Below are 21,449 nucleotides of genomic sequence, written 5' to 3' on the forward strand. Positions count from 1 at the left end.
TCCGGCGATCCGCCGGAGATGATCCGCTTCAGGCCGGGCGCTGCACGAGGGCCGAGGCGATGCCGGCCGAGATCAGGCAGACGGCGCCTGTCCGGCCCATGCGGCGCAGGACCACCGGGCGCCGCGCGAGACTGCGCGCGGTCGCCGCCAGACGGGCGTAGAGCGCCGCATTGGCGATCCCCAGGGCCACGAAGACACCGACGAAGATCGCCGCCTGCGGCAGATAGGCCTGCGCCGGGCTGACGAATTGCGGGACGAAGGCGGCGAAGAAGACGATCCCCTTGGGATTGAACAGGGTCACCAGGAAGGCGTCCTGGAAGACCTTCCGCGGCGAGCCCGCCGGGGCGTCGCCCGGCGTCTGCGCAAAGGCCGGCGGATGCCGCCACAGCTTGATGCCCATGAAGACGAGATAGGCAGCGCCCGCCCACTTCAGCACCGCGAAGGCTTCCGCCGAGGCTGCGAGCAGCGCGCCGACGCCGGCGAGCGAAAGGCTCGCGGCGCACAGGTCACCGAGACCGACCCCCGCGACGCTCGCCAGTGCGACCCGCCGACCATGCGCCAGCGCCTGCCCGACGACCATGACGACCGTCGGCCCGGGGATCACGAGGAGGATCGTCGAAGCGAGAACGAAGGCGGCAAGCGTGGCGGGTTCGACGGGCATGTGGGTCTTCCGGATGGATGCGGACGTTCATCAAGTCACGGCCGGAGGCGGGCGTCCAGTCGGCGGATGCCGCCCGGAGCGGGGAGAAGGCCTGCCGTTCCTCCGGCGCAGCGCCGCAACGGAAGGCTCGGCTGCGGCAGGGCGAAAGCCGTGATAAGATCACAGAGGATGTTGAACGCGGAGCTGCGGGCGATGAGCGAAGCTGCTGGTCGTCGATGGTCGGTCGAGGCGTTCCTCGCCTGGCAGGAGGGACGCGAGGGGCGCTACGAGCTCGTCGCCGGCACTCCCGTCAAGATGATGACGGGCGCGACCGTCCGTCATTGCGACATCGTTCTCAACGTCCTCGGCGAGCTCAGGCAGCGCATGAAGGGGAAGCCGTGCCGCCCGTTCACGGCCGACCTCTGTGTTCAGACATCGGACTGGCAGGTGCGTCGACCGGATGCGGGCGTCGACTGCGGCAAGCGAGACGCCGACGATTTGATCGCCCGCGAGCCCGTCCTGATCGTCGAGGTCCTGTCGCCGTCGACCCGCGATTTCGATCGCGTCGGCAAGCTCGCCGAATACAAGGCGGTGCCGTCGGTCCGCACGATCCTCTATGTCGAGCCGAACCGGCCGGAGGTCTATGTCTTCGAGCGGGGTGCATACGGCGCGTGGCAGGAGAGCCGGGTGACCGGGCTGGAAGCGTCGGTCGTCGTTCCGGCACTCGGGATCGACCTGCCGCTCGCCGAGATCTTCGACGGGATCGCGTTCCCCGATCGCAGCGCCCCGGTCTGAGCCGGGGCGAGCATCGAGGCTTCGTTCGACCAGCTCTCTCGCCGGACGACGCTGCACCTCGAGCGCGGGTCGCCGATCCCGGAGCGTCCGCTTCTACCCCACGACGACGATGTGCAGGCTGCGCGGCCCGTGCGCGCCGAGAAGCAGCGTCTGCTCGATGTCGGCCGAGCGCGACGGGCCGGTGACGAAGTTCACCGAACGCGGCATGCCGCCCTTGCCGAACGTTTCGCGCAGCTTGGCGAGCAGCGTCTCCATGTCGCCGGCGACATCCTCCGCCGCGACGGCGACGACATGGTATTCCGGCAGGAAGTTGAGGCTGGTCGGGTTGTCCGGCCCGGAGGTCAGCATCAGCGTGCCGGTCTCGGCGATCCCGCCCATCGCATGCGAGAGCGCGGCGAGATCGTCGCCGTCGCTGGCGCCATGGGTCACCGACAGCGCCGTCTGCGAGAAGTCGAGATCGGCAAAGCGCGGATCGGCGCCGAGCTTCAGCTCGGCCGGCAGGTTCTTCTCGCGCAGGAAGGTCGCCACGGCCTCCGGCAGCTCGGCATAGTCCGCGACCCGCGCCACCGTCGCATTGGCCTTCTCGGCCATGTCGAGGAAGAGCCGGACGCGCTCCTCCTGCGGCAGCTGGCCGCGCTTCGGCACGATCCCGCGCGGCGCCGTGCCGAGCCGCTCGGCGACCACCTTCGCCCGCTCCGGATCGCCCGGCCGCGCGCCGTTGGCGCGGCGGATGCGGTTGAGGACCGCATCCCTGGTGGACCCGCTCATCGCTCGCCTCCCGTCGCATCGGCGCTGGCGGCATGGCCGCTCTGCGCATAGGCCTGCATGAAGGTCCGCCCTTCCGGCGCCGGCAGGTCGCGCCACTTGGTCCAGCCGCCGGCGAGCGGCAGCTTGCGGAAGCGGCGCTTGGGTCCCGCGAGCAGCTTCAGCATCGGCATGCCGAAGGACACCGCCGCGCGGTAGAGCTTCGGCCGCCTGGCGAAAAAGGCCCAGACGTCGAGGCCGGCCCGCTGCGACTGCGGCTGGAGGTGGCTCTCGAACTCCTTCTCGCGCCAGTGCCGCATCATCTTCGGCAGCGGGATGCGCATCGGGCAGACGCTCTCGCAGCGCCCGCAGAAGGTCGAGGCGTTGGGAAGGTGCCCGGCCTTGTCGACGCCGATCAGCGAAGGCGTCAGCACGGCGCCCATCGGCCCGGGATAGACCCAGCCGTAGGAATGGCCGCCGACCGCGTGATAGACCGGACAGTGGTTCATGCAGGCGCCGCAGCGGATGCAGCGCAGCATCTCCTCGAACTCGGTGCCGAGCATGTTGGAGCGGCCGTTGTCGAGGAGGATGACGTGGTATTCCTCCGGCCCGTCGGGATCTTCGGCGCGCTTCGGGCCGGTCGAAAGCGTCGTATAGACGCTCATGTCCTGGCCCGTCGCCGAGCGGGCGAGCACCCGCAGGATCTGTGCCGTGTCCTCCAGCGTCGGGACGATCTTCTCCAGCGACGCCAGCACCACGTGGCACTTGCCGAGGAGCTGGGTGAGGTCGCCGTTCCCCTCATTGGTGACGATCACCGACGTCCCGGTCTCGGCGATCAGGAAGTTCGCGCCGGTGACGCCGATATCGGCCTCGCCGTATTTCTTCCGGAGGATCTGCCGGGCCTCGGAGAGCAGCGTCACAGGCTCGGTGAGGTCGCGCTCCGGGTCGAGGTCGACGTGGAACTTGCGGAAGTCGGCTTCCACCTGGTCGCGGTTGATGTGGACCGCCGGCGCGATGATGTGGCTCGGATGCTCGCCGCGCAGCTGGATGATGTATTCGCCGAGATCGGTCTCGACCGGCGTGATGCCGTTCTCTTCCAGGAAGGCGTTGAGACCGATCTCCTCGGAGATCATCGTCTTGCCCTTGGTAACGGTCTTCGCCTTCCGCCGCTTGGCGATGTCGAGGAAGATCCGCCGCGCATGGTCGGCGTCCTCGGCGAAATGCACCTTGCCGCCGGACGCCTCGACCTTTGCCACATAGGCCTCGATGTAGAGGTCGAGATGCTTCAGCGTGTGGTTCTTGATCTCGACGGCCTTGTCGCGCAGGGCGTCGAACTCCGGCAGCGCGTCGACCGCCTTCTGCCGCTTGCCGATGAAGCCGCGTTCGACATTGCCGAGCGCGCGCTGCAGGTCGACGTCGGCGAGCGCCTTGACGGTGTTGGCCTTGAAGGTGTGGGAGGTGATCTGCATGGGGCGGGTGCCTATTCGGGCAGGAAGTCGCGGTCGCGAAGCTCTTGGATGGTATAGGGGCAGGTGTCGGGGAAGGTCGAGAGGGGCAGCCGGGTTTCCTGCGACGCCAAACGCACGGCGCGACCGAAAATCGCGTCCATCTGCGATTCAGCCATCGTCCTCAGGTCTGAGCTGCTCGCCTCGCGGACTGCGATCCGGACGCGTTCGCGCTTGATCGTATTGATCCATGATCGCGAGCGTCGCTCGGGCTGGAATTCCCATTTCACCAGATGCAGCATGAGAACGACGTAACCGGATAGATGAGCGCGGCGATGACGTTTCCCCATCCGTCATTCGCCATCGGGCAAAGAGCCGGGCAAGGCGTCCAGATCGCGTAAGAATGCGAGTTCGTACGGACACTCGATAGGAAAACACCCGCGCGGCAAACCGGTCGCTGCCATCGCCAAGTGAACCGCATCGGGATAGACCGCCTCAACGGTGCGCTTGGCATCCTCCCGCAGAGAACGGGCTTCCTTCTCTTCGTCCTCGATCGTGAACCGCGCTTTCAGAATGAGCGTCGCATTTTCGCGCGTGCGGGAAGAGGGGTCTGCTTCCCATTCGAGCAGGGCCGCGATCAGATCGCGATAGGCCCCACTGATGAGCTCTTGCACTTCCCGCCCCAGGCTCTCCAACTCCTCGATCACGTTCGGCAGATCCACCTCCGAGAAGCGGCCGAGGCGCAGGAGTTGGGCCTGCTCGAAGGCCCAGGCGTGGACGTCGTCCTCGTAGTCCGAGGGCTGCGCGAAGTAGGGCTTGTCCTTGGCGAGGCTCACAATCCCGCCTCCTGTTCGAGAGCTCTGCCGTAGACTAGCGCATCCCCCTCGGAGAAGCAGCACAGGACGATCCGCGCGAAGGCTTCGCCGTCCGCAGCCCTCAGGCATTTCCGGGCCGCGATGCCTGCCGCGCGCTCCTTCGGAAAGCCGTAGACGCCGGTCGAGATCGCCGGAAAGGCGATGGTGCGGATGCCGTGCTCCACCGCCAGAACGAAGGAGTGGCGGTAGGCGCCGGCGAGCAGGCCGTCTTCCCCCTTCGCACCGCTCTTCCAGCGCGGGCCGACGGCGTGGATGATGAAGCGGGCGGAAAGGTCGAAGCCCGGCGTGATGCGCGCCTCGCCGGTCGGGCAGGAGCCGATCGCGCGGCAGGCTTCCTGCAGCTTCGCCTTGCCGGCGGCGCGGTGGATCGCCCCGTCGACCCCGCCGCCGCCCTTCAGGCCCTGGTTCGCGGCGTTGACGATCGCGTCGACATCGAGCGTCGTTATGTCGCCGGTGATGACCGCGATCGTCGTCTCGCCCCGCGTGATCGTGGTCACCGGCCGGCGTCCGTCAGAGCTTGCCGCCGATCGGCGGCGCGTCGGTCATGCCGGCCAACACCTCGGCGACGTGGCGCACCTCGACGGCGGTACCTTCACGCTTCAGCTTGCCGTCCATGTTCATCAGGCAGCCGAGATCGCCGGCGAGCAGCATGTCGGCGCCGCTCTGCTTCACGCGCTTCGCCTTCTTGGTGACGATGGCGTTGGAGACGTCGGGATACTTGATGCAGAAGGTGCCGCCGAAGCCGCAGCAGACATCCGCGTCCTCCAGCTCGGTCAGTGTCAGCCCCTCGACCGAGGACAGGAGCTGCCGCGGCTGTTCGCGGATGCCGAGTTCGCGCAGGCCCGAGCAGGAATCGTGATAGGTCGCGCTGCCCGCGACCTTTGCGTCGACTGCCGTTACGCCGAGGACGTCGGTGAGGAAGCTGACGAGCTCCGAGACCTTGTCGGAGAACGCCTGCGCCCGCGCCTCCCACTCCCGGTCCCCGGCGAAGAGCTCGGGGTAGTGCTTCTTCAGCATCGCCGCGCAGGAGCCGGACGGGGCGACGACGTGGTCGTAGCCCTCGAAGGTCTCGATCACCTGCCGCGCGATCGCCTTGGTGTCCTCCCGGTCGCCGGAATTATAGGCCGGCTGGCCGCAGCAGGTCTGGCTCGTCGGCACGACCACCCGGCATCCCGCATCCTCCAGAAGCTTGATCGCGGCGAAGCCGACGCTCGGCCGGAACAGGTCGACCAGACAGGTCACGAACAGGGCGACGCGTCGCGCGTCCGCCCCGGGATTCGCAGTCTCGCTCAAATGTCTCTCCCGTGGCTGCCGGCACATCGTTGAAACTGCAGCCGTCCCTCATCCTTTTGGTCCTGTTCGCGAACAATCGCAAATCCCTGTTGGTGTCGCGGCAGGGATCGGCTAGCAGAATGGTCGGATGCGGTGACCGTCGGGAGGACGCGAACCGCACGTGCACCGCATCGCGGGCACAGGAGGAGGGAGCGTGACGACATGAGCGGGACCACCTTGCGCCAGGCCTCGCTCGCGCGCTTTTCCACCGATCCGCGTCGTGCCGGCGTGCTCGGCGAACTGCATGCCCGTCCCTTCCCGCTGATCGCGCTGCCGCGCGCGCTCGTCGTCCTCGCCTTCATGAATGAGGATCACGGCCAGGCGGATCACGCGCTGCTGTCGGAGCTGTCGATCCGGCAGGGCGTGCCGCCGCCGGCACCGGACGCGCGCACGCACGCCTTCGGCTTCGGCAAGGGCACGCTGCGATGGGAGCGGCACACCGAGTTCTGCACCTATTCCTGGGAAGGGCCGGTGCCGAAGCGGTTCGGCGAGCCGGTCGAGGGCCACCCGTTCGGTGCCGAGTTCCGCGCGCCGGGCCCGCTGATCGCCGGCGTCCATCTGGAGCTTCGCCCGCATGACGAGGCATCCGAGGAAGCCCTGCAGGTCTTCGACCGGTCGAGCTTCTGCTATTCGGTCATGGAGGCCGGGCTGGCGCATGCGGCGACCGATTTCCGCCAGGACGGCGACGGCCTGACGCGCATGCTCGTCCTCGACGACGGGCTTCCTCCGGCAAGAGCCGGCGCGCTCGCCATGCGGCTGGTCGAGATCGAGGTCTACCGGACGCTGGCGCTTCTCGGGCTGCCGCTCGCCCAGGCGGTCGGCCCGTCGGTCCAGGCACTCGAAGCCCGGCTGATGGGCATCACCGAGGAGATGAAGGGCGGGAGCGAGGACAGCCGGTTGCTGCTCCAGGAGATCACGCTGGCCGCCGCCGAGGTCGAGGCCTCGGCCGCCTCCGTGCTCTATCGCTTCGGTGCCAGCCGCGCCTATGACGAGATCGTGCGTGAGCGCCTGGCCGGCGTCGGCGAACAGCCGATCCCTGGCCAGGAAAGCTGGAGCGCCTTCCTGCAGCGCCGCATGGCGCCGGCGATGCGCACCTGCCGCGCGGTCGAGGAGCGCCAGGCGAGCCTGTCGGAAAAGCTCGCCCGCTCAGCCAACCTCCTGCGCACCCGCATCGACGTGGAACTGGAGCACCAGAACCGCGACCTTTTGGCCTCGATGAACCGCCGTGCGCAGCTGCAGCTGCGCCTGCAGCAGACCGTCGAGGGCCTGTCGGTCGCGGCGATCGCCTACTACGTCGTCGGCCTCTTCGGCCATATCGCCGACGGGCTGGAGCATGAGGGCCTGCCGATCTCCGCGACGGTGCTGACGGCCGCCTTCGTCCCGGTCGCGCTGATCCTCGTCTGGATCACCGTCGAGTACATCCGCAAGCACCATCTCGGGGACGGCGACGGCCATTGAGCCGGGCGTTGCGGTGGCCGCTCCATCGCGCCGGTAGACCTTGTGCCGTCCGATGCTTACCTTGGAGGAACAGGAGTGAGCCGATGTCCGTTCTGATGCCGAAACCGTCCGAGGCGATCCTTCAGCGACGCGCAGCGATCGTCAACGCGTTGCGGGCGATCGTGCCCGGCGAAGGCGTCGTCGACGCGGTCAACGAGATGCGCGCCTTCGAGACCGACGGGCTGACCGCTTATCGCCAGCTGCCGCTGGTCGTGGTCCTGCCGGACACGGTGGAACAGGTCGCGGCGGTGCTGAAATACTGTCACGCCAACGACATTCCCGTGGTGCCGCGCGGCTCCGGCACCTCGCTGTCCGGCGGGGCGCTGCCGCTCCAAGACGGGGTGCTTCTCGTCCTCTCCAAGTTCAACCGCGTGCTGGAGATCGACTTCGACAATCGCTGTGCGGTTGTGCAGCCGGGCGTCACCAATCTCGGCATCACCCATGCCGTCGCCCATCGCGGCTTCTATTACGCCCCGGACCCGTCCTCGCAGATCGCCTGCTCGATAGGCGGCAATGTCGCGGAGAATTCCGGCGGCGTGCATTGCCTGAAATACGGGCTGACGGCGAACAACGTCCTCGGCATCGAGTTCGTCACCATCGAGGGCGAGATCCTCCGGCTCGGGGGCAAGCACCTCGATGCCGAAGGCTACGACCTCCTCGGCCTGATGACCGGCTCGGAGGGCCTGCTCGGCGTCGTCACCGAGGTGACGGTGCGAATCCTGCAGAAGCCGGAGACGGCGCGCGCCGTCCTCATCGGATTCCCGACCTCCGAACAGGCCGGCGAATGCGTCGCGGCGATCATCGCCAAGGGCATCATCCCCGGCGGGATGGAGATGATGGACCGGCCGGCGATCCTCGCCGCCGAGGACTTCGTCCATGCCGGCTACCCCACCGATGTCGAGGCGCTGCTCATCGTCGAACTGGACGGGCCGGCGGCGGAGGTCGATCACCTCCTCGCCGAGGTCGAGGCGATCGCGAAGGCCACCGGCTGCGTCACCGCGAAGGTCTCGCAGTCGGACGAGGAGCGGGCGACCTTCTGGGCCGGGCGCAAGGCCGCCTTCCCGGCGGTCGGGCGCATCTCGCCGGACTATTACTGCATGGACGGCACGATCCCGCGAAAAGAGCTGCCGAAGGTGCTGGCGGGCATGAAGGCGATGTCGCAGAAATACGGCCTCGGCGTCGCCAACGTCTTCCACGCCGGCGACGGCAATCTGCATCCGCTGATCCTCTACGACGCCAACAAGGGCGACGAGCTGCACCGGGCGGAGGAATTCGGCAACGACATCCTGCGCCTCTGCGTCGAAGTGGGCGGCGTGCTCACCGGCGAGCACGGGGTCGGCGTCGAGAAGCGCGACCTGATGCCGGAAATGTTCGACGAGGACGACATGAAGCACCAGCAGCGGGTCAAATGCGCCTTCGACGATAAGCACCTGCTCAACCCCGGCAAGGTGTTCCCGACGCTGCACCGCTGCGCCGAGCTCGGGCGCATGCACGTCCACAAGGGGCAGGTGGCGTTTCCGGATCTGCCGAGGTTCTGACCATCAGGAGGGTAGGATGAGCGCCATCGAACGACTTCCGTCGCTGAGGGACGAGCCGCCCATGGACGAGGCGCGGTTCCTGAAGTTTTTGGAGGCGCGCGGCGAGGACGAACGCTGGGAACTGATCGACGGGGAGCCGATCCAGATGATGCATCCGCCGAGCCTGAAGCATCAGAGGATCGGTTCGAACCTCGAGCGTCTCCTGAACGATGCGCTGGACGTTGCGAGGCCCGATCTGGACGCCATGCGGGAGATCGGTGTGTCTGTCCCGGGCCACCCGGGGTTCCGGCCGCAGGTCGACGTAGCGGTTGTCGATCGCGTTCCGACCGGTGTTTATTTCGCCGAACGCTTTTATCTGGCAGCGGAGGTCCTTTCTGATTCCAATCCCCTGGACTTCATCAGCACCAAGCGAATGCGGTACGCCGATCATCCCGACTGCCTTCATGTGCTGATCTTGTCCCAGACGGACATGGCGGTCGAAGTCTGGTCGCGATCGAACGGCTGGAAGGGGCTGGTTTACCGCTCGGCGGATGATCGGATCGCACTGCCGGAATTCGGCTTCTCCTGCAGCGTCAGCGATCTTTACGCCCGCACCGATCTTGCCCCGAAAGGCAAGGCATGAGTGCAGCCTGGTCGAAGACCGCAAGCGCCGCGGAGATATCCGCGCTCTGCCCCGAAACCCCCGAAGACGTCCGCGACATCGTCGCCGCCGCGGTCTCGGCCGAGGAGCCGCTGGCGATCGAGGGCACCGGCTCCAAGCGCGGGCTCGGCCGGCCGGTGCAGGCGGCGCGCACGCTGTCGCTCGCGAAGATGAGCGGGATCACGCTCTATGAGCCGGAGGAGCTGGTGCTCTCGGCTCGAGCCGGTACGCCGATCGCCGAGATCGCCGCGCTCGTCGACGCGCAGGGCCAGCGCCTCGAATTCGAGCCGATCGACTACGGGCCGCTGCACGGTCGCCCGGCCGGGCAGGGAACCCTCGGCGGCGTGATCGCCTGCAACCTCTCCGGCCCGCGCCGGCTGAAGCAGGGAGCGGCGCGCGACCACATCCTCGGCGTCACCGCCGTCTCCGGCCGCGCGGAGATCTTCAAGTCCGGCGGGCGCGTGGTGAAGAACGTCACCGGCTACGACCTGTCCAAGGGTCTCACCGGCTCCTACGGAACCCTGGCGGTGATGACCGACATCACGATCAAGGTGCTGCCGAAGGCGGAGACCGAGACGACGCTCGTCCTGCGCGGGCTTTCGGACGAAGCGGCGGCGGGCGCGATGGCGGCAGCGATGGGCTCGCCGGCCGAAGTGTCCGGAGCGGCGCATCTGCCGATGTACGTCGCGGGCCGCGTCGCCGGCGGCGCTCTCGGCGACGAGCCGGCGACGCTGATCCGGCTGGAGGGGTTCGGGCCCTCCGTCGAAGCGCGTTCGACCCATCTCGGCCGGGCACTGGAAAAGGTCGCCACCCTCGATCGGCTGGAGGGCGAAGCCTCCCGCGCCGTCTGGGCCGACGTCCGGGATGCACGGCCCTTCGCCGACGGGACGGAAAAGCCCGTCTGGCGGCTCTCGGTGGCGCCGACGAACGGCCACGCGATCGTGATGAGCCTCCGGATGGCGGCCGGCATCGACGCCTTCTACGACTGGCAGGGCGGCCTCGTCTGGCTGCGGATGGAGGCCGGCGAGCCGGAGGCGGACCTCGTCCGCGAGACGCTCCGCCGCTTCGGCGGCGGTCATGCGACGCTGGTGCGGGCGGCCGACGGCGTGCGCGCGGCGACGGCGGTGTTCCAGCCGCAGGCGCCGGCCCTCGCCGCCCTGTCGCAGCGGCTGAAGGCGCAGTTCGATCCGAAAGGCGTGCTCAACCCGGGGAAGATGGGGTAATGTTCTGAAGTTGGATGCTCGGAGTTGCCGCAATGACCGAAGATCAGATTTTCGAATGCAGTCCGGATGTCGTGAGCGGGGCGTTGGTCTTCGCCGGAACACGTATTCCCGTCGACGTTTTGTTCGAGAATCTTGCCGGCGGGGCCTCGCTCGACGAGATCCTGGAAGACTTCCCGGCCATCGGCCGTGAACGCGCGGAAGCTGCCATTCGGATCGCTGCGGAGCGGCTCCATCGCGAAGCTGCATGACCAGGATATTGCTCGACGAAAATGTGCCGCGGCGTCTGGCGAAGTTGACTAATAGCCGGGGCGGCGATGCGACGCCCTTCCCGAACGATCGGAAAACGTATGCCTGACGGCGACATGTTGGACGCTGCTGAAAAGGCAGGGCTTCAACCTCATCGTGACAGCCGACAAGACTATGCCCTTTCAGCAGACGATATCGCACCGAAAGCTATGCGTCGTCGTCATGCCGTCGTCGGATCGCAAGGCAGCCGATATCCAAGCGCTCCAGATCGTCCGCCTTCTCGACCACTTTGTCGCGGGCCAGTTCATGCTCCTCGACCCGAGCGGTCGGCTCCATCCCGGCAACCCCTGAGTTCCACGCCCTTATCTCATGCAAACCGCCTTCACCCCCGCCCAGCTCGATGATCCGGACACCGCGCATTCCGCCGGGATCATCCGCAAATGCGTCCATTGCGGCTTCTGCACCGCGACCTGTCCGACCTATGTCACGCTCGGCAACGAGCTGGATTCCCCGCGCGGGCGCATCTACCTCATCAAGGAGATGCTGGAGAACGACCGGCCGGCGGACGATAAGGTCGTCACGCATATCGATCGGTGCCTGTCGTGCCTGTCCTGCATGACCACCTGCCCCTCCGGCGTGAACTACATGCACCTCGTCGATCACGCCCGGGCGCATATCGAGCGGACCTATCGGCGGCCTTTCGCCGACCGGATGATCCGCCGCATCCTGGCGCTGACGCTGCCTTACCCCGCGCGCTTCCGCGCGAGCCTGCAACTGGCGAAGCTCGGCCGGCCCTTCGCCGGCCTCCTCGACGGCATCAAGCCGTTGAAGCCGCTGGCGGCCATGCTGAGGCTCGCGCCGGATCACGTCCCGTCGGACAAGGTGGTCAATGCGCCCGCGACGCATCCGGCCAAGGGCCCGCGCGTCAAGCGCGTCGCGCTGCTGCGGGGCTGCGCGCAGTCGGTGCTGGATCCGAAGATCAACGCGGCGACCATCCGCCTCCTCACCCGGCTCGGCGTCGAGGTCGTCGTGCCGGAAGGCGAGGGGTGCTGCGGCGCGCTCGTCCACCACATGGGCCAGGAGGCGCCGGCACTGGATTTCGCCCGGCGCAATGTCGACGTGTGGACGCGCGTCGCGGCGGAAGGCGGCCTCGACGCCATCGTCATCACCGCATCCGGCTGCGGCACCACGATCAAGGATTACGGCCACATGCTGCGGCTCGATCCTGCCTATGCCGAGAAGGCGGCGCGGGTCTCGGCGCTGGCGAAGGACGTCACCGAGGTTCTCGCCGATCTCGATCTGCCGCTGCCCGAGAACGAGACCGGCCTCGTCGTCGCCTATCATTCCGCCTGCTCCATGCAGCACGGCCAGCGGCTGACCAGGGCGCCGAAGGTGCTCCTGGCGCAGGCCGGCTTCACCGTCCGCGACGTGCCGGAGGGGCACCTGTGCTGCGGCTCGGCCGGCACCTACAACATCCTGCAGCCGGAGATCGCGACGCGGCTGCGCGACCGCAAGGTGGCGAACATCGCGTCCGTCGCGCCGCAGGCGATCGCCACCGGCAATATCGGCTGCATGACGCAGATCGGTTCCGGCACGGCCATCCCGATCCTCCACACGGTGGAACTGCTGGACTGGGCCTTCGGCGGCGAGAAACCGGCGAGCCTCGACGGCGTCGTGCCTGTCGCCCAGCCGGCGGTCGCGGCGGAATAGGTCCGCCGGCGGCATCTGGCCGATCCCGCGGCGTCGCAGCGCTGGGCGCGAGGACCTGGCGCTGCGCAGCGGCGGGGCCGGTTGTCCCAACTCTTTCGCAAACCTGCAGAACGGGGTGTCGCCAGCATCCGGCGAGGACTCGGGCCCGCGCAAGCGTCGATCGTTAGATGCGGGGCCCGTCGCGCATGCGAAGGACAGGCTCGGAGGCATTCCCTTGAACCATTTCGACCTTTTGGTCATCGGCAGCGGCCCGGCCGGGCGCCGGGCGGCGATCCAGGCGGCCAAGCTCGACCGGCGGGTGCTCGTCGTCGAGCGCGGGCGGCGCGTCGGCGGCGTCTCCGTCCATACCGGAACCATCCCCTCGAAGACTCTCCGCGAGACGGCGCTGAACCTGTCCGGCTGGCGCGAGCGCGGCTTCTACGGCCGCTCCTACCGGGTCAAGAAGGACATCACCGCGGACGACCTGCGCAACCGGCTGCATCTGACGCTGGAGCACGAGGTCGAGGTTCTGGAGCATCAGTTCGCCCGCAACCGCGTGACGACGGTCCGCGGCGAGGCCCGTTTCACCGGCACGAACACCGTGGAGGTCGAGGGCGACGCCGGCGAGACCGAGAGCTTTTCCGCCGACAACTTCCTGATCGCCGTCGGCACGGTGCCGTTCCGGCCGGACTACGTGCCCTTCGACGGCGTCTCCGTCTTCGACAGCGACGAGATCCTGGAAATCCCGAAGCTGCCGCGGTCGATGGCGGTGATCGGCGCCGGCGTGATCGGCGTCGAATATGCGACGATCTTCTCCGCCCTCGACGTCAACGTCACCCTGGTCGAGCCGCGCTCGTCCATGCTCGACTTCCTCGACGAGGAACTGCTGGAGGACTTCACCTATCAGCTGCGCGACCGCGGCATGGCGCTGCGCTTCGGCTCGAAGATCGAGAGCGTCCTGCGCCGTGACGAGCATGTCTGCGAGATTCATCTGGAAGGCGGTCGGACGGTGCGGGCGCAGACCGTGCTCTTCGCCGCCGGCCGGATGGGCGCGACCGATACGCTGAACCTGTCCGCCTGCGGGCTGACGGCCGATCATCGCGGGCGGTTGAAGGTCGACCCGGTGACGCTGCAGACCGAGGTGCCGCATGTCTACGCCGCCGGCGACGTCATCGGCTTCCCGAGCCTTGCCTCGACCTCGATGGAACAGGGCCGCATCGCCGCCTGCCACGCGCTCGGCGCGCCGGCGCAGCAGCCACCGGAATACTTTCCGTACGGCATCTATTCGGTGCCGGAAATGTCCACCGTCGGCATGTCCGAGAAGGAGGTCATTTCACGGAAGATCCCCTACGAATGCGGCGTCGCGCGCTTTCGCGAGACCTCCCGCGGCCACATCATGGGGCTCGAGGCAGGCATGCTGAAGATGATCTTCTCGCTGAAGACCCGCCGCCTGCTCGGCTGCCACATCGTCGGCGAGGGCGCGACCGAACTCATCCACATCGGGCAGGCGGTTCTGAACCTCAAGGGCACGCTCGAATACTTCGTCGAGAACACCTTCAACTACCCGACTCTGGCCGAGGCCTACAAGATCGCGGCGCTCGACGCCTGGAACCGGATGGGAGCGGCGGAAAAGCTGGTCGCGGCAGAGGCGTGATGCCTCTGGCCTACGCCGGCGCCTGCGTTAGAGCGTCTCCGGCGAGCAAGAGTTCACCGGAAACGCTCTATCGTCTTGTCTTTTCGCATTGTCCGGCCGTGAAAGCCAATCCGGCTTTCACTGGAAATGCTCTAGCCCACCCAGCGCCGGCCGGTCGTCTCCAGGCCGAAGAAGCGCGGCGTGCGGGCGAAGGCCGCTAGACCGGCGAGGGCGGCCAGCGGCTCGGTGACGACATAGAGCGGGATCTCCCGCATCAGCTCGGTGTGCGGTGCCTTGTCCTCGAAGGCGGCGCGGATGTGGTCCTGTTTCAGGATCGGGATGATGCGCTGGAAGATGCCGCCGCCGATGAAGACGCCGCCGCGCGCCATGAAGATCAGGGCGATGTCGCCCGCCATCCGGCCGAGATAGGTGGCGAAGAGGTCGACCGCCTCGACCGCTTCCTCGTCCTTCCGGTTGACCGCTGCTTCCGTCACCTCGGCCGGTGTCGCATGCACCGCCTGCGAGCCGTTCACCTTGCAGATCGCGTCGTAGAGGTTGACGAGACCGCGCCCGCAAAGGACCTGCTCGCCGGAGATGCGCCCCTCGATGGTCTGCAGATGCGGCCAGATCTGGTAGTCGCGCTCGCTGCGCGGGCCGAGGTCGATGTGGCCGCCTTCGCCGGCGACGGGGATCCACATGTTGCGGGCGCGCACGAGACCGGCGACGCCGAGGCCGGTGCCCGGGCCGAGCACGGCGCGGCTTGCGCCTTCGCGCACGATGCCGCCGCCGATCTGGGTGCGCGAGCCCTCCTTCAGAGAGGAGATCGCCAGCGCCTGCGCCTCGAAGTCGTTGAGGACGATGATCTCCTCGATGCCGAGATTTTCGACCATCTGCTTCGGCCGCACCACCCAGGGGCAGTTGGTCAGGTCGATCTCGTCGCCGTCGATCGGGCCGGCGACGGCGAGCACTGCCGATTTCGGCTGGATCGAGGTCTTGTCGAGGACGTCCGCCTGGATCGCGTCGTCGATATTGGCGTAGTCCGCCGTCTGCACGACGGGAAAGAGCTTCGGCTCGGCATAGGCGTCGAGGAGAATGGCGAAGCGCGCATTGGTCCCCCCGATGTCGCCGATCAGGATCGGAAATTTCAGCGCGTCCGCGCCGTCACGCCTCGGTGCCATGGCCTGCCCATATCAATCGGTTCGATCGCCTGTCCCATAGCGCTTCCCGGCGCGGGACGCAAAATTTCCAAGACGTGGAAGAATTCTCGCGGCCCGGCCACGGCCGGTGCTACCCCGCCGCCAGCGCATGCAGCGTGCCGCCATGGCGCTTCAGCCAGTCGCGTCCGTGCTCGGTCCCGGGGCACAGGCGGCGGCACAGGGCCCAGAAGGCCGGGCCGTGATTCATTTCCCTGAAATGCGCCACCTCGTGCGCGGCAAGATAGTCGAGCACGGCCGGCGGCGCCATCACGATGCGCCAGGAGAAGGCGAGGCGCCGGTCCGCCGTGCAGGACCCCCACCGGCTGGTCGTGTCCTTCAGCGTGATCGACCGCGGTTCGAGGCCGACCGTCGCCGCATGCCGCTTCACCGCGGCCTCGAGGTCGCGCCGCGCCTCCCGCTTCAGGAAGTCGAGGACACGCCGCGAGAAATGCTCCGGCGCACCGCCGACGAGTAGCCGGGCGGTATCGCCCTCGCCGCCCGCGGAGGCTGATTCAGCGGCCGGTTCCATCCGCGTCGCGAGCCGGCCGCCGGCATGGACGAGATGAAGATGGCCGCCGCGGAACGGAATCGTCGCGCCGTCGCGGATGGCGATCCGGCTGGGGGCGCGCGACAGCCGATCCTCGACCCAGCCGCGATGGCGCTCGAGGAAGGTGCGGATTGCCTTGGCCGAGACACCTGCCGGGGCCGTCACGAGAACGCCGGCGCCGCCCGGCGCGAGCCGCAGGATCATCCGCTTGGCGCGCGCATTGCGCCGCACCGTCACCGGCAGCGGGCCCGCCGCGAGATCGATGTGCTCGGGAAGGGGCGTATCGGCGGACGTGCGGCGAAGCAGCGAGGGCATCGGCAAGCGGAGCATCGTTTCGGTCAGAGGCCGCTTCCGGGCCGCCCCGGCGGGCGCCCGTCCGCGGCGACGCGTCACCTATACCACAGCCTGTCGCGTCGTCCCGGCGAAGATGCACCGGGACGATGCGGAAGGCTGGCGCCCGCCGTGCGCCCATCGGGGTGCGGTTCATCCAAAAGAAAGAGCAGCGCCCCGAAGGACGCCGCTCTGGATCTGGCGGACCATCGCGGCCGCCGGAACTCCGGCAGCCGCGCAATGGCGATGGATCAGGCGGGATGACCGTCGACCACCGGACCGGTGTCGTCCGACCGGCGCTCGCGGTTGCGGCGATCACGCATGAAGCGGTCGAACTCTTCCTGGTCCTTCGCCCGGCGCAGCTCGCGGGCATATTCCTCGAACTCGGCCGCGGCCTCGTTCAGCTGGCGACGCTCCTCGTCGAGGCGCGACAGTTCCTTCTCGCGCCAGTCGTCGAACGCGACGTTGCCGGTGCGCTCGGCCGCGAAGGGCGTCCGGAAGCCGGAGCGCTTGAACGACCCCATGAAGCGGTCGGTCGAGCGGTTGACGTCCCGCTTGAAGCCTTCGAGGCGGTCGCCCCAGATGATGTAGGCGAGCATGGCGAGGCCCAGCGGCCAGAAGACCATGAATCCGCCGATCATCAAGGCAATGGTTACTGGCGTCCAGGCAGGACGAATCAATGCGTGCGAAGTCATCGCAGTCACGTTCCTTTCGGTTTGGGCACGATGGCAAAGCATCGCGGGATCTTCGACTAACTCGGATACCGATGAATCCGAGATGGTGAGTCGCGCGCACGGGTTCAATCATCTTCATCGGAAATTTCGAGCCGGAGAGCGGACGGCGAGCCGCGACCGCACGCGAGTGTGGCCTTCGCCCCCGAAAAGCAGCGTCGTGGTTAATCACTTCTTGATGATTGGCGGGAACTCTCGTCCGGAAGGAGCGGTTGTCATCGCGACGTCGTCAAGTCGGGTCAGACCATCCGTGAGACCTCCGATCCGCCTTTGCGGCGGGAGGGGCCACCGGTCTGAACGGCGCGGTGACAGGAAGACGGAGCCTTCGCTGCGGAGGCGCCAAGCCAGGGGGGATGACATCATGATCGGTTGGCTGTCCGATACGTTGCGCACCGAGACGCGCGGCAAGCTGCCGCTCGCCCCCTTCCAGGGCAAGGCGCCGGCGTCTTCGACGCGGCCGGATTACGGCTTCGTGCCGCTGGACCGCGAGCCCGCACGGCGCCGCGGGACTGCCGCGACCGATATCGACGCGCTGTACGCTGCCGCCTCCGCGGCCGGAGCGGCGGTCATTCTCGACCTTGCTGCGCCGGAGACCGACGCGCGTCCGGTCGACCCGGCCGAACTCTCTCTGTGCTGATCCGCGACCGGGCCGTCTGAGCCTGTGCCGGACTTGGCTGTCGCGTCGGGGTAGCGCGGTGACGGGGCGGCGATGAACTGGTCCCAGCCGGTCGACGACTACTGCGAGCGCACGAGCGCCGCCTTCTGGGCGGAGCCGCTGGACGCCGTCTCCAATATCGCCTTCCTGCTGGCGGCAGCCCATGGGCTCTGGCGCTGGAATCATGGCCGACGCGAAGATCCGGCGCTCCTCTGGCTGGCCCTGCTCGTCGGCGTCCTCGGGATCGGCTCGTTTCTGTTCCACACCGTCGCGACGCGCTGGGCGAGCCTTGCCGACGTCCTGCCGATCGCGGTCTTCATCTACGCCTATTTCGCACTGGCGCTCTCCCGCTTCATCGGGCTGGGGTTCGCAGGTACGCTCCTCGGCACGCTCACTTTCCTTGCGGCGTCCTTCCTCGCCGCGCCGCCGCTGCAGCGGGTCGTCGGCTCCTCGGCTGGCTACGTGCCGGCACTTCTCGCCATGCTCGGCATCGGCGGCCTGATGAGCCTTCGCAGTGCCGGGAGCGGCATCACGGTGTTTGCGGCCGGGCTCGTCTTCGCCGTCTCGCTCGGATTCCGGATGATCGACCTGCCGCTCTGCGAGGCCTGGCCGGACGGCACGCATTTCGTCTGGCATATCCTCAATGCGCTGACGCTCAGCCTGCTGCTGCACGCGGCGGCGACCGAGCGCAGTGCCGCCCTGCGAGCGGCGTGACACCAAGGCGGCGGTCTCAGGACTTCGTCATCGGAGCGATGCTCGATCCGCCGGCGGTGCGCATGCCCGGAGGCCGGAAACGAAGCGGCCGGACGCCTCCCCCGAAGCATCCGGCCATGGCGGTCCCCCGCCTTGAAGCTGATGCGGCGCCGCTCAGCGGCAGCACCGCGATGTCGCGACGTCAGCGCTTCGCGAGGCGCTCGTCACCCTGCTTGACCACGACCTCGGCGCCGTCCGGCACGCGGTTGTAGAGGTCGATGATGTCCTGGTTCATCAGGCGGATGCAGCCGGAAGAGGCCGCGGTGCCGATGGTCCACCATTCCGGCGTGCCGTGCAGGCGGAACAGCGTATCCTTGCCGTTCTGCCAGAGGTAGAGGGCGCGGGCGCCGAGCGGATTGGTCAGGCCCGGCTGCATGCCGTCGCGATACGGCTCGAGCTCCGGCTTGCGGTCGATCATCTCCGACGGCGGGAACCACTTCGGCCAATGCTGCTTGTCGTGCACCGTCGCGATGCCGGCCCAGGAGAAGCCGGTCTTGCCGACGCCGATGCCGTAGCGCATCGCCTTGCCGTTCGGCTCGACGACGTAGAGGAAGCGGTTGGGCGTGTCGACCACCACGGTGCCCGGCTTGTACTGCGCACCCTCGGGGTACGAGACCTCCTGGCGCAGATATTGCGGGTCGATCTTGTTGGTCGGAATCGCCGGCAGCGCATAGCCGTCGTCGGTCACCGCGCCGTAGCCCATCTCCTGCGTCGCCGCAACGCTGCCGCCGTTCTGCAGGTCGGTCGGTGCGGTGTAGGCCGCCGCCATCGTGTCCGGCGCCGGTTTGAGCGAAGCCCTGTGTCCGTCGCTCGCGCACCCTGCGAGGGCGATCATCGAGACGGCGGCAGCACCGGCTGAAAGGATGGTTCTGATCTTCATCTTATGGCGCCAAACGAGTGCGATGGTTGAAAAAGCGTGCCGAACGGATCCCGGCTCGGCCTGTCGCCGGCCATCGAACGTGTCCATTCGATAGGCTTCGGAAGCCGGGGAGGCAACGTCTTCATTAAGACCCGGCATGGTTAAGAAATCCCTTGTTGCGGGCGCGTCACAGTTGACGCCCCGCAACGTCGCGACATGTCTGCCGCCATGGCATGGTCGCAGCGACCCGAAAGGTCCGTACATGAACATCGGAGAGGCGTCCCGGCTGTCCGGTCTGCCGCCGAAGACGATCCGCTATTACGAGGAAGTCGGGCTGGTCAAGCCCGCGCGCGCCAACAACGGCTATCGCAACTACCGCGAGCGCGACGTCCACATGCTGCGCTTCCTGCAGCGGTCCCGCTCGCTCGGCTTCTCCATCGACGAAGCCCGCCGCCTGCTGGCGCTCTATGAGAACGCCAATCGGAAGAGCGAGGACGTCAAGCAGGTCGCCAGCCGCCGCATGGCGGAGATCGACCGGAAGATCGCCGAGCTGGAATCGCTGAAGCGCGCGCTCGTGGAACTCACCGAGCAATGCCAGGGCGGCGGCGGCCCGGACTGTCCCATCCTGGAGGAGATCGCCGGCGGCTCGGCCGCGATGCATGCGCGGGACTGACGGGCGCAGGATCGCACGGAGCCGCACGTCCGCAAGCGACGGCCGGCACCGCTGATCGGCCAGACGTCGACAAGCGCTGAATGCCGATTCGTTTCCGCTTTGTCTGCGAATGTTCTTGCCGGGCTCCCGCCGGCTGCGCTAGGCAATCCGCATGCCACTCGTCTCGCCCTTTCGAAGCGATCCCCTCGTCGACGGCCGCCAGTCCGAGCGGGCGATGATGGTCCGTCGCGGCGTCCAGCGGCTGATGATGGCGCGGCGGGTGTCGCTGCTCCCGGAAGTGCCGCTCGACACCGGGCGCCGGGCCGATCTTGTCTGCCTGTCGGAAAAGGGCGCCTTCGCCATCATCGAGATCAAGACCTCGATCGAGGATTTCCGGGCCGACCAGAAATGGCCGATCTACCGGCTGCATTGCGACCAGCTGTATTTCGCGACGCATCCGGGCGTGCCGGCCGGGATCTTCCCGGAAGATTGCGGGCTGATCGTTTCGGACGGCTACGAGGCGGAGATCCTGCGCGAGGCGCCGGAGGAGCGGATGCCGCCGGCAACGCGCAAGGCGCTCACCCTGCGCTTCGCGCGGCTGTCCGCCGATCGCCTGCTGCAGGCGGAATGGGCGGCCAATCCCGCTCCGAATCCTTTGTAGTCACGAGGTCCGGCGGCACCCGCGCGCCGGGCGAAGCCTCAAGGGCCGCGCCGGCTCAGCGCGGCGCGCGTTTCGCCAGGATGCGCTGCAGGGTGCGCCGGTGCATCGACAGCCGTCGCGCCGTCTCCGAGACGTTGCGATCGCAGAGTTCGTAGATGCGCTGGATATGCTCCCACCGCACGCGGTCGGCCGACATCGGGTTCTCCGGCGGCTCCGGCCGCTCGTCCGCCTGGCGCAGCAGCGCCGCGACCACCTCGTCGGCATCTGCCGGCTTGGCGAGATAGTCGATCGCGCCGAGTTTCACCGCCGTCACCGCCGTCGCGATGTTGCCGTATCCGGTCAGGACCACAACACGGGCATCTGGCCGCACATCCTGCAGCGCGGCGATCACGTCGAGGCCGTTGCCGTCGGCAAGGCGCATGTCGACGACCGCATGCGCCGGCGCCCCGGCGCGAAGGGCGGTGAGTCCCTCGGCGATGCTTTCTGCGGTGGTGACGGAAAAGCCGCGCTGTTCGAGAGCCCGGCTCATGCGCTGGAGAAACGGACGATCGTCGTCGACGAGGAGCAGAGACGCATCTTCGACCGGCACCTGGCCCTGGCCAGTTTCGGCCATTTGTTCCGTCAGCATGTCACCTTCCTTCCCTTAGGACCGACAAGATGGCGCGACACTTGGAAGCAATCCAGCCGGGAACCGGGCGTTCACGAAAAACGTGAACACGGCGTGTTCGCACGGGACGACGGGCAGAGAGACTGTTGAAGCGAGTGCGC

25 protein-coding genes are annotated in these 21,449 nt (G+C 67.8%); 12 read left to right on the plus strand and 13 right to left on the minus strand.

The window, feature by feature from the left end:
• Window positions 1-28 precede the first annotated feature (28 nt).
• Complete coding sequence (locus AB5S17_RS08080) at window positions 29-661, minus strand: LysE family translocator (protein WP_369238010.1); 633 nt, start codon at window positions 659-661, stop codon at window positions 29-31.
• A gap of 192 nt (window positions 662-853) precedes the next feature.
• Here AB5S17_RS08080 and AB5S17_RS08085 point away from each other — a divergent pair, with 192 nt between their 5' ends.
• Window positions 854-1,435, plus strand: a complete 582-nt coding sequence (locus AB5S17_RS08085; RefSeq protein WP_369238012.1) for a Uma2 family endonuclease — start codon at window positions 854-856, stop codon at window positions 1,433-1,435.
• A 93-nt stretch (window positions 1,436-1,528) separates the two neighbouring features.
• Here AB5S17_RS08085 and AB5S17_RS08090 read toward each other — a convergent pair whose 3' ends face one another.
• From AB5S17_RS08090 to AB5S17_RS08115, 6 genes are read right to left on the minus strand one after another with little or no spacing between them, the layout of a single operon-like run.
• Window positions 1,529-2,203 (minus strand): lactate utilization protein C, encoded by a 675-nt coding sequence (locus AB5S17_RS08090; protein WP_369238014.1) that lies wholly within the window; start codon window positions 2,201-2,203, stop codon window positions 1,529-1,531.
• A complete protein-coding gene (locus tag AB5S17_RS08095; RefSeq protein WP_369238016.1) occupies window positions 2,200-3,648 on the minus strand; it encodes a LutB/LldF family L-lactate oxidation iron-sulfur protein in 1,449 nt (482 codons plus the stop codon). Before AB5S17_RS08095 ends, AB5S17_RS08090 begins: the two co-directional genes overlap by 4 nt.
• Window positions 3,649-3,659: 11 nt before the next feature.
• Complete coding sequence (locus tag AB5S17_RS08100) at window positions 3,660-3,974, minus strand: DUF29 domain-containing protein (protein WP_369238018.1); 315 nt, start codon at window positions 3,972-3,974, stop codon at window positions 3,660-3,662.
• Window positions 3,975-3,977: 3 nt separating this feature from the next.
• A complete protein-coding gene (locus tag AB5S17_RS08105; RefSeq protein WP_369238020.1) occupies window positions 3,978-4,460 on the minus strand; it encodes a DUF29 domain-containing protein in 483 nt (160 codons plus the stop codon).
• On the minus strand, window positions 4,457-4,996 hold the full coding sequence (locus AB5S17_RS08110; RefSeq protein WP_369238022.1) for an O-acetyl-ADP-ribose deacetylase: 540 nt from the start codon (window positions 4,994-4,996) through the stop codon (window positions 4,457-4,459). Before AB5S17_RS08110 ends, AB5S17_RS08105 begins: the two co-directional genes overlap by 4 nt.
• Before the next feature lie 13 nt (window positions 4,997-5,009).
• The gene (locus AB5S17_RS08115; RefSeq protein WP_369238024.1) at window positions 5,010-5,792 is read right to left on the minus strand and encodes a (Fe-S)-binding protein; all 783 of its coding nucleotides are present in this window, start codon (window positions 5,790-5,792) and stop codon (window positions 5,010-5,012) included.
• 201 nt (window positions 5,793-5,993) lie between these two features.
• Here AB5S17_RS08115 and AB5S17_RS08120 point away from each other — a divergent pair, with 201 nt between their 5' ends.
• From AB5S17_RS08120 to AB5S17_RS08140, 5 genes are all read left to right on the plus strand, one after another.
• The gene (locus AB5S17_RS08120) at window positions 5,994-7,289 is read left to right on the plus strand and encodes a DUF3422 family protein (protein ID WP_369238026.1); all 1,296 of its coding nucleotides are present in this window, start codon (window positions 5,994-5,996) and stop codon (window positions 7,287-7,289) included.
• Between the two features lie 83 nt (window positions 7,290-7,372).
• Window positions 7,373-8,866 (plus strand): FAD-linked oxidase C-terminal domain-containing protein, encoded by a 1,494-nt coding sequence (locus AB5S17_RS08125; RefSeq protein ID WP_369238028.1) that lies wholly within the window; start codon window positions 7,373-7,375, stop codon window positions 8,864-8,866.
• Window positions 8,867-8,882: 16 nt separating this feature from the next.
• Window positions 8,883-9,488: a Uma2 family endonuclease gene (locus AB5S17_RS08130; protein WP_369238030.1), complete on the plus strand. Its 606-nt coding sequence runs from the start codon at window positions 8,883-8,885 to the stop codon at window positions 9,486-9,488.
• The gene (gene glcE / locus AB5S17_RS08135; protein WP_369238032.1) at window positions 9,485-10,729 is read left to right on the plus strand and encodes a glycolate oxidase subunit GlcE; all 1,245 of its coding nucleotides are present in this window, start codon (window positions 9,485-9,487) and stop codon (window positions 10,727-10,729) included. The genes AB5S17_RS08130 and glcE overlap by 4 nt, the downstream gene beginning before the upstream one ends.
• 32 nt (window positions 10,730-10,761) lie before the next feature.
• Complete coding sequence (locus AB5S17_RS08140) at window positions 10,762-10,977, plus strand: DUF433 domain-containing protein (protein ID WP_369238034.1); 216 nt, start codon at window positions 10,762-10,764, stop codon at window positions 10,975-10,977.
• 205 nt (window positions 10,978-11,182) lie between these two features.
• Here AB5S17_RS08140 and AB5S17_RS08145 read toward each other — a convergent pair whose 3' ends face one another.
• The gene (locus tag AB5S17_RS08145; protein WP_369238036.1) at window positions 11,183-11,311 is read right to left on the minus strand and encodes a hypothetical protein; all 129 of its coding nucleotides are present in this window, start codon (window positions 11,309-11,311) and stop codon (window positions 11,183-11,185) included.
• 33 nt (window positions 11,312-11,344) lie between these two features.
• Between AB5S17_RS08145 and glcF the strand changes: the two genes are divergently transcribed.
• Both glcF and sthA read left to right on the plus strand, forming a co-directional pair.
• A complete protein-coding gene (glcF, locus tag AB5S17_RS08150) occupies window positions 11,345-12,685 on the plus strand; it encodes a glycolate oxidase subunit GlcF (RefSeq protein ID WP_369238038.1) in 1,341 nt (446 codons plus the stop codon).
• 214 nt (window positions 12,686-12,899) lie between these two features.
• Window positions 12,900-14,318: a Si-specific NAD(P)(+) transhydrogenase gene (sthA, locus tag AB5S17_RS08155; protein ID WP_369238040.1), complete on the plus strand. Its 1,419-nt coding sequence runs from the start codon at window positions 12,900-12,902 to the stop codon at window positions 14,316-14,318.
• Window positions 14,319-14,449: 131 nt separating this feature from the next.
• On the opposite strand, the gene AB5S17_RS08160 is transcribed toward sthA, so the two are convergent.
• The 3 genes from AB5S17_RS08160 to AB5S17_RS08170 form a co-directional block, all read right to left on the minus strand.
• Window positions 14,450-15,475 (minus strand): glucokinase, encoded by a 1,026-nt coding sequence (locus tag AB5S17_RS08160; RefSeq protein WP_369238042.1) that lies wholly within the window; start codon window positions 15,473-15,475, stop codon window positions 14,450-14,452.
• 109 nt (window positions 15,476-15,584) lie between these two features.
• Complete coding sequence (locus AB5S17_RS08165; RefSeq protein ID WP_369238344.1) at window positions 15,585-16,355, minus strand: M48 family metallopeptidase; 771 nt, start codon at window positions 16,353-16,355, stop codon at window positions 15,585-15,587.
• Window positions 16,356-16,621: 266 nt separating this feature from the next.
• Window positions 16,622-17,065, minus strand: coding sequence for a DUF2852 domain-containing protein (locus AB5S17_RS08170; RefSeq protein WP_369238044.1), 444 nt, complete (start codon window positions 17,063-17,065; stop codon window positions 16,622-16,624).
• Window positions 17,066-17,462: 397 nt separating this feature from the next.
• Between AB5S17_RS08170 and AB5S17_RS08175 the strand changes: the two genes are divergently transcribed.
• Window positions 17,463-17,738, plus strand: a complete 276-nt coding sequence (locus AB5S17_RS08175; RefSeq protein ID WP_369238046.1) for a hypothetical protein — start codon at window positions 17,463-17,465, stop codon at window positions 17,736-17,738.
• A 72-nt stretch (window positions 17,739-17,810) separates the two neighbouring features.
• On the plus strand, window positions 17,811-18,470 hold the full coding sequence (locus AB5S17_RS08180) for a ceramidase domain-containing protein (RefSeq protein WP_369238048.1): 660 nt from the start codon (window positions 17,811-17,813) through the stop codon (window positions 18,468-18,470).
• Window positions 18,471-18,651: 181 nt separating this feature from the next.
• On the opposite strand, the gene AB5S17_RS08185 is transcribed toward AB5S17_RS08180, so the two are convergent.
• Complete coding sequence (locus tag AB5S17_RS08185) at window positions 18,652-19,389, minus strand: L,D-transpeptidase (protein ID WP_369238050.1); 738 nt, start codon at window positions 19,387-19,389, stop codon at window positions 18,652-18,654.
• Window positions 19,390-19,630: 241 nt separating this feature from the next.
• On the opposite strand from AB5S17_RS08185, the gene cueR reads away from it, so the two are divergent.
• A complete protein-coding gene (gene cueR, locus AB5S17_RS08190) occupies window positions 19,631-20,041 on the plus strand; it encodes a Cu(I)-responsive transcriptional regulator (RefSeq protein WP_369238052.1) in 411 nt (136 codons plus the stop codon).
• 151 nt (window positions 20,042-20,192) lie between these two features.
• A complete protein-coding gene (locus tag AB5S17_RS08195; RefSeq protein ID WP_369238054.1) occupies window positions 20,193-20,681 on the plus strand; it encodes an MmcB family DNA repair protein in 489 nt (162 codons plus the stop codon).
• Window positions 20,682-20,736: 55 nt separating this feature from the next.
• Here the strand turns inward: AB5S17_RS08195 and AB5S17_RS08200 are convergent, their stop codons facing one another.
• Window positions 20,737-21,309: an ActR/PrrA/RegA family redox response regulator transcription factor gene (locus AB5S17_RS08200; protein WP_369238056.1), complete on the minus strand. Its 573-nt coding sequence runs from the start codon at window positions 21,307-21,309 to the stop codon at window positions 20,737-20,739.
• Between the last annotated feature and the right edge of the window lie 140 nt (window positions 21,310-21,449).

The organism is Jiella sp. M17.18 (genome assembly GCF_041027365.1).
Taxonomy (GTDB): domain Bacteria; phylum Pseudomonadota; class Alphaproteobacteria; order Rhizobiales; family Rhizobiaceae; genus VKMB-3413.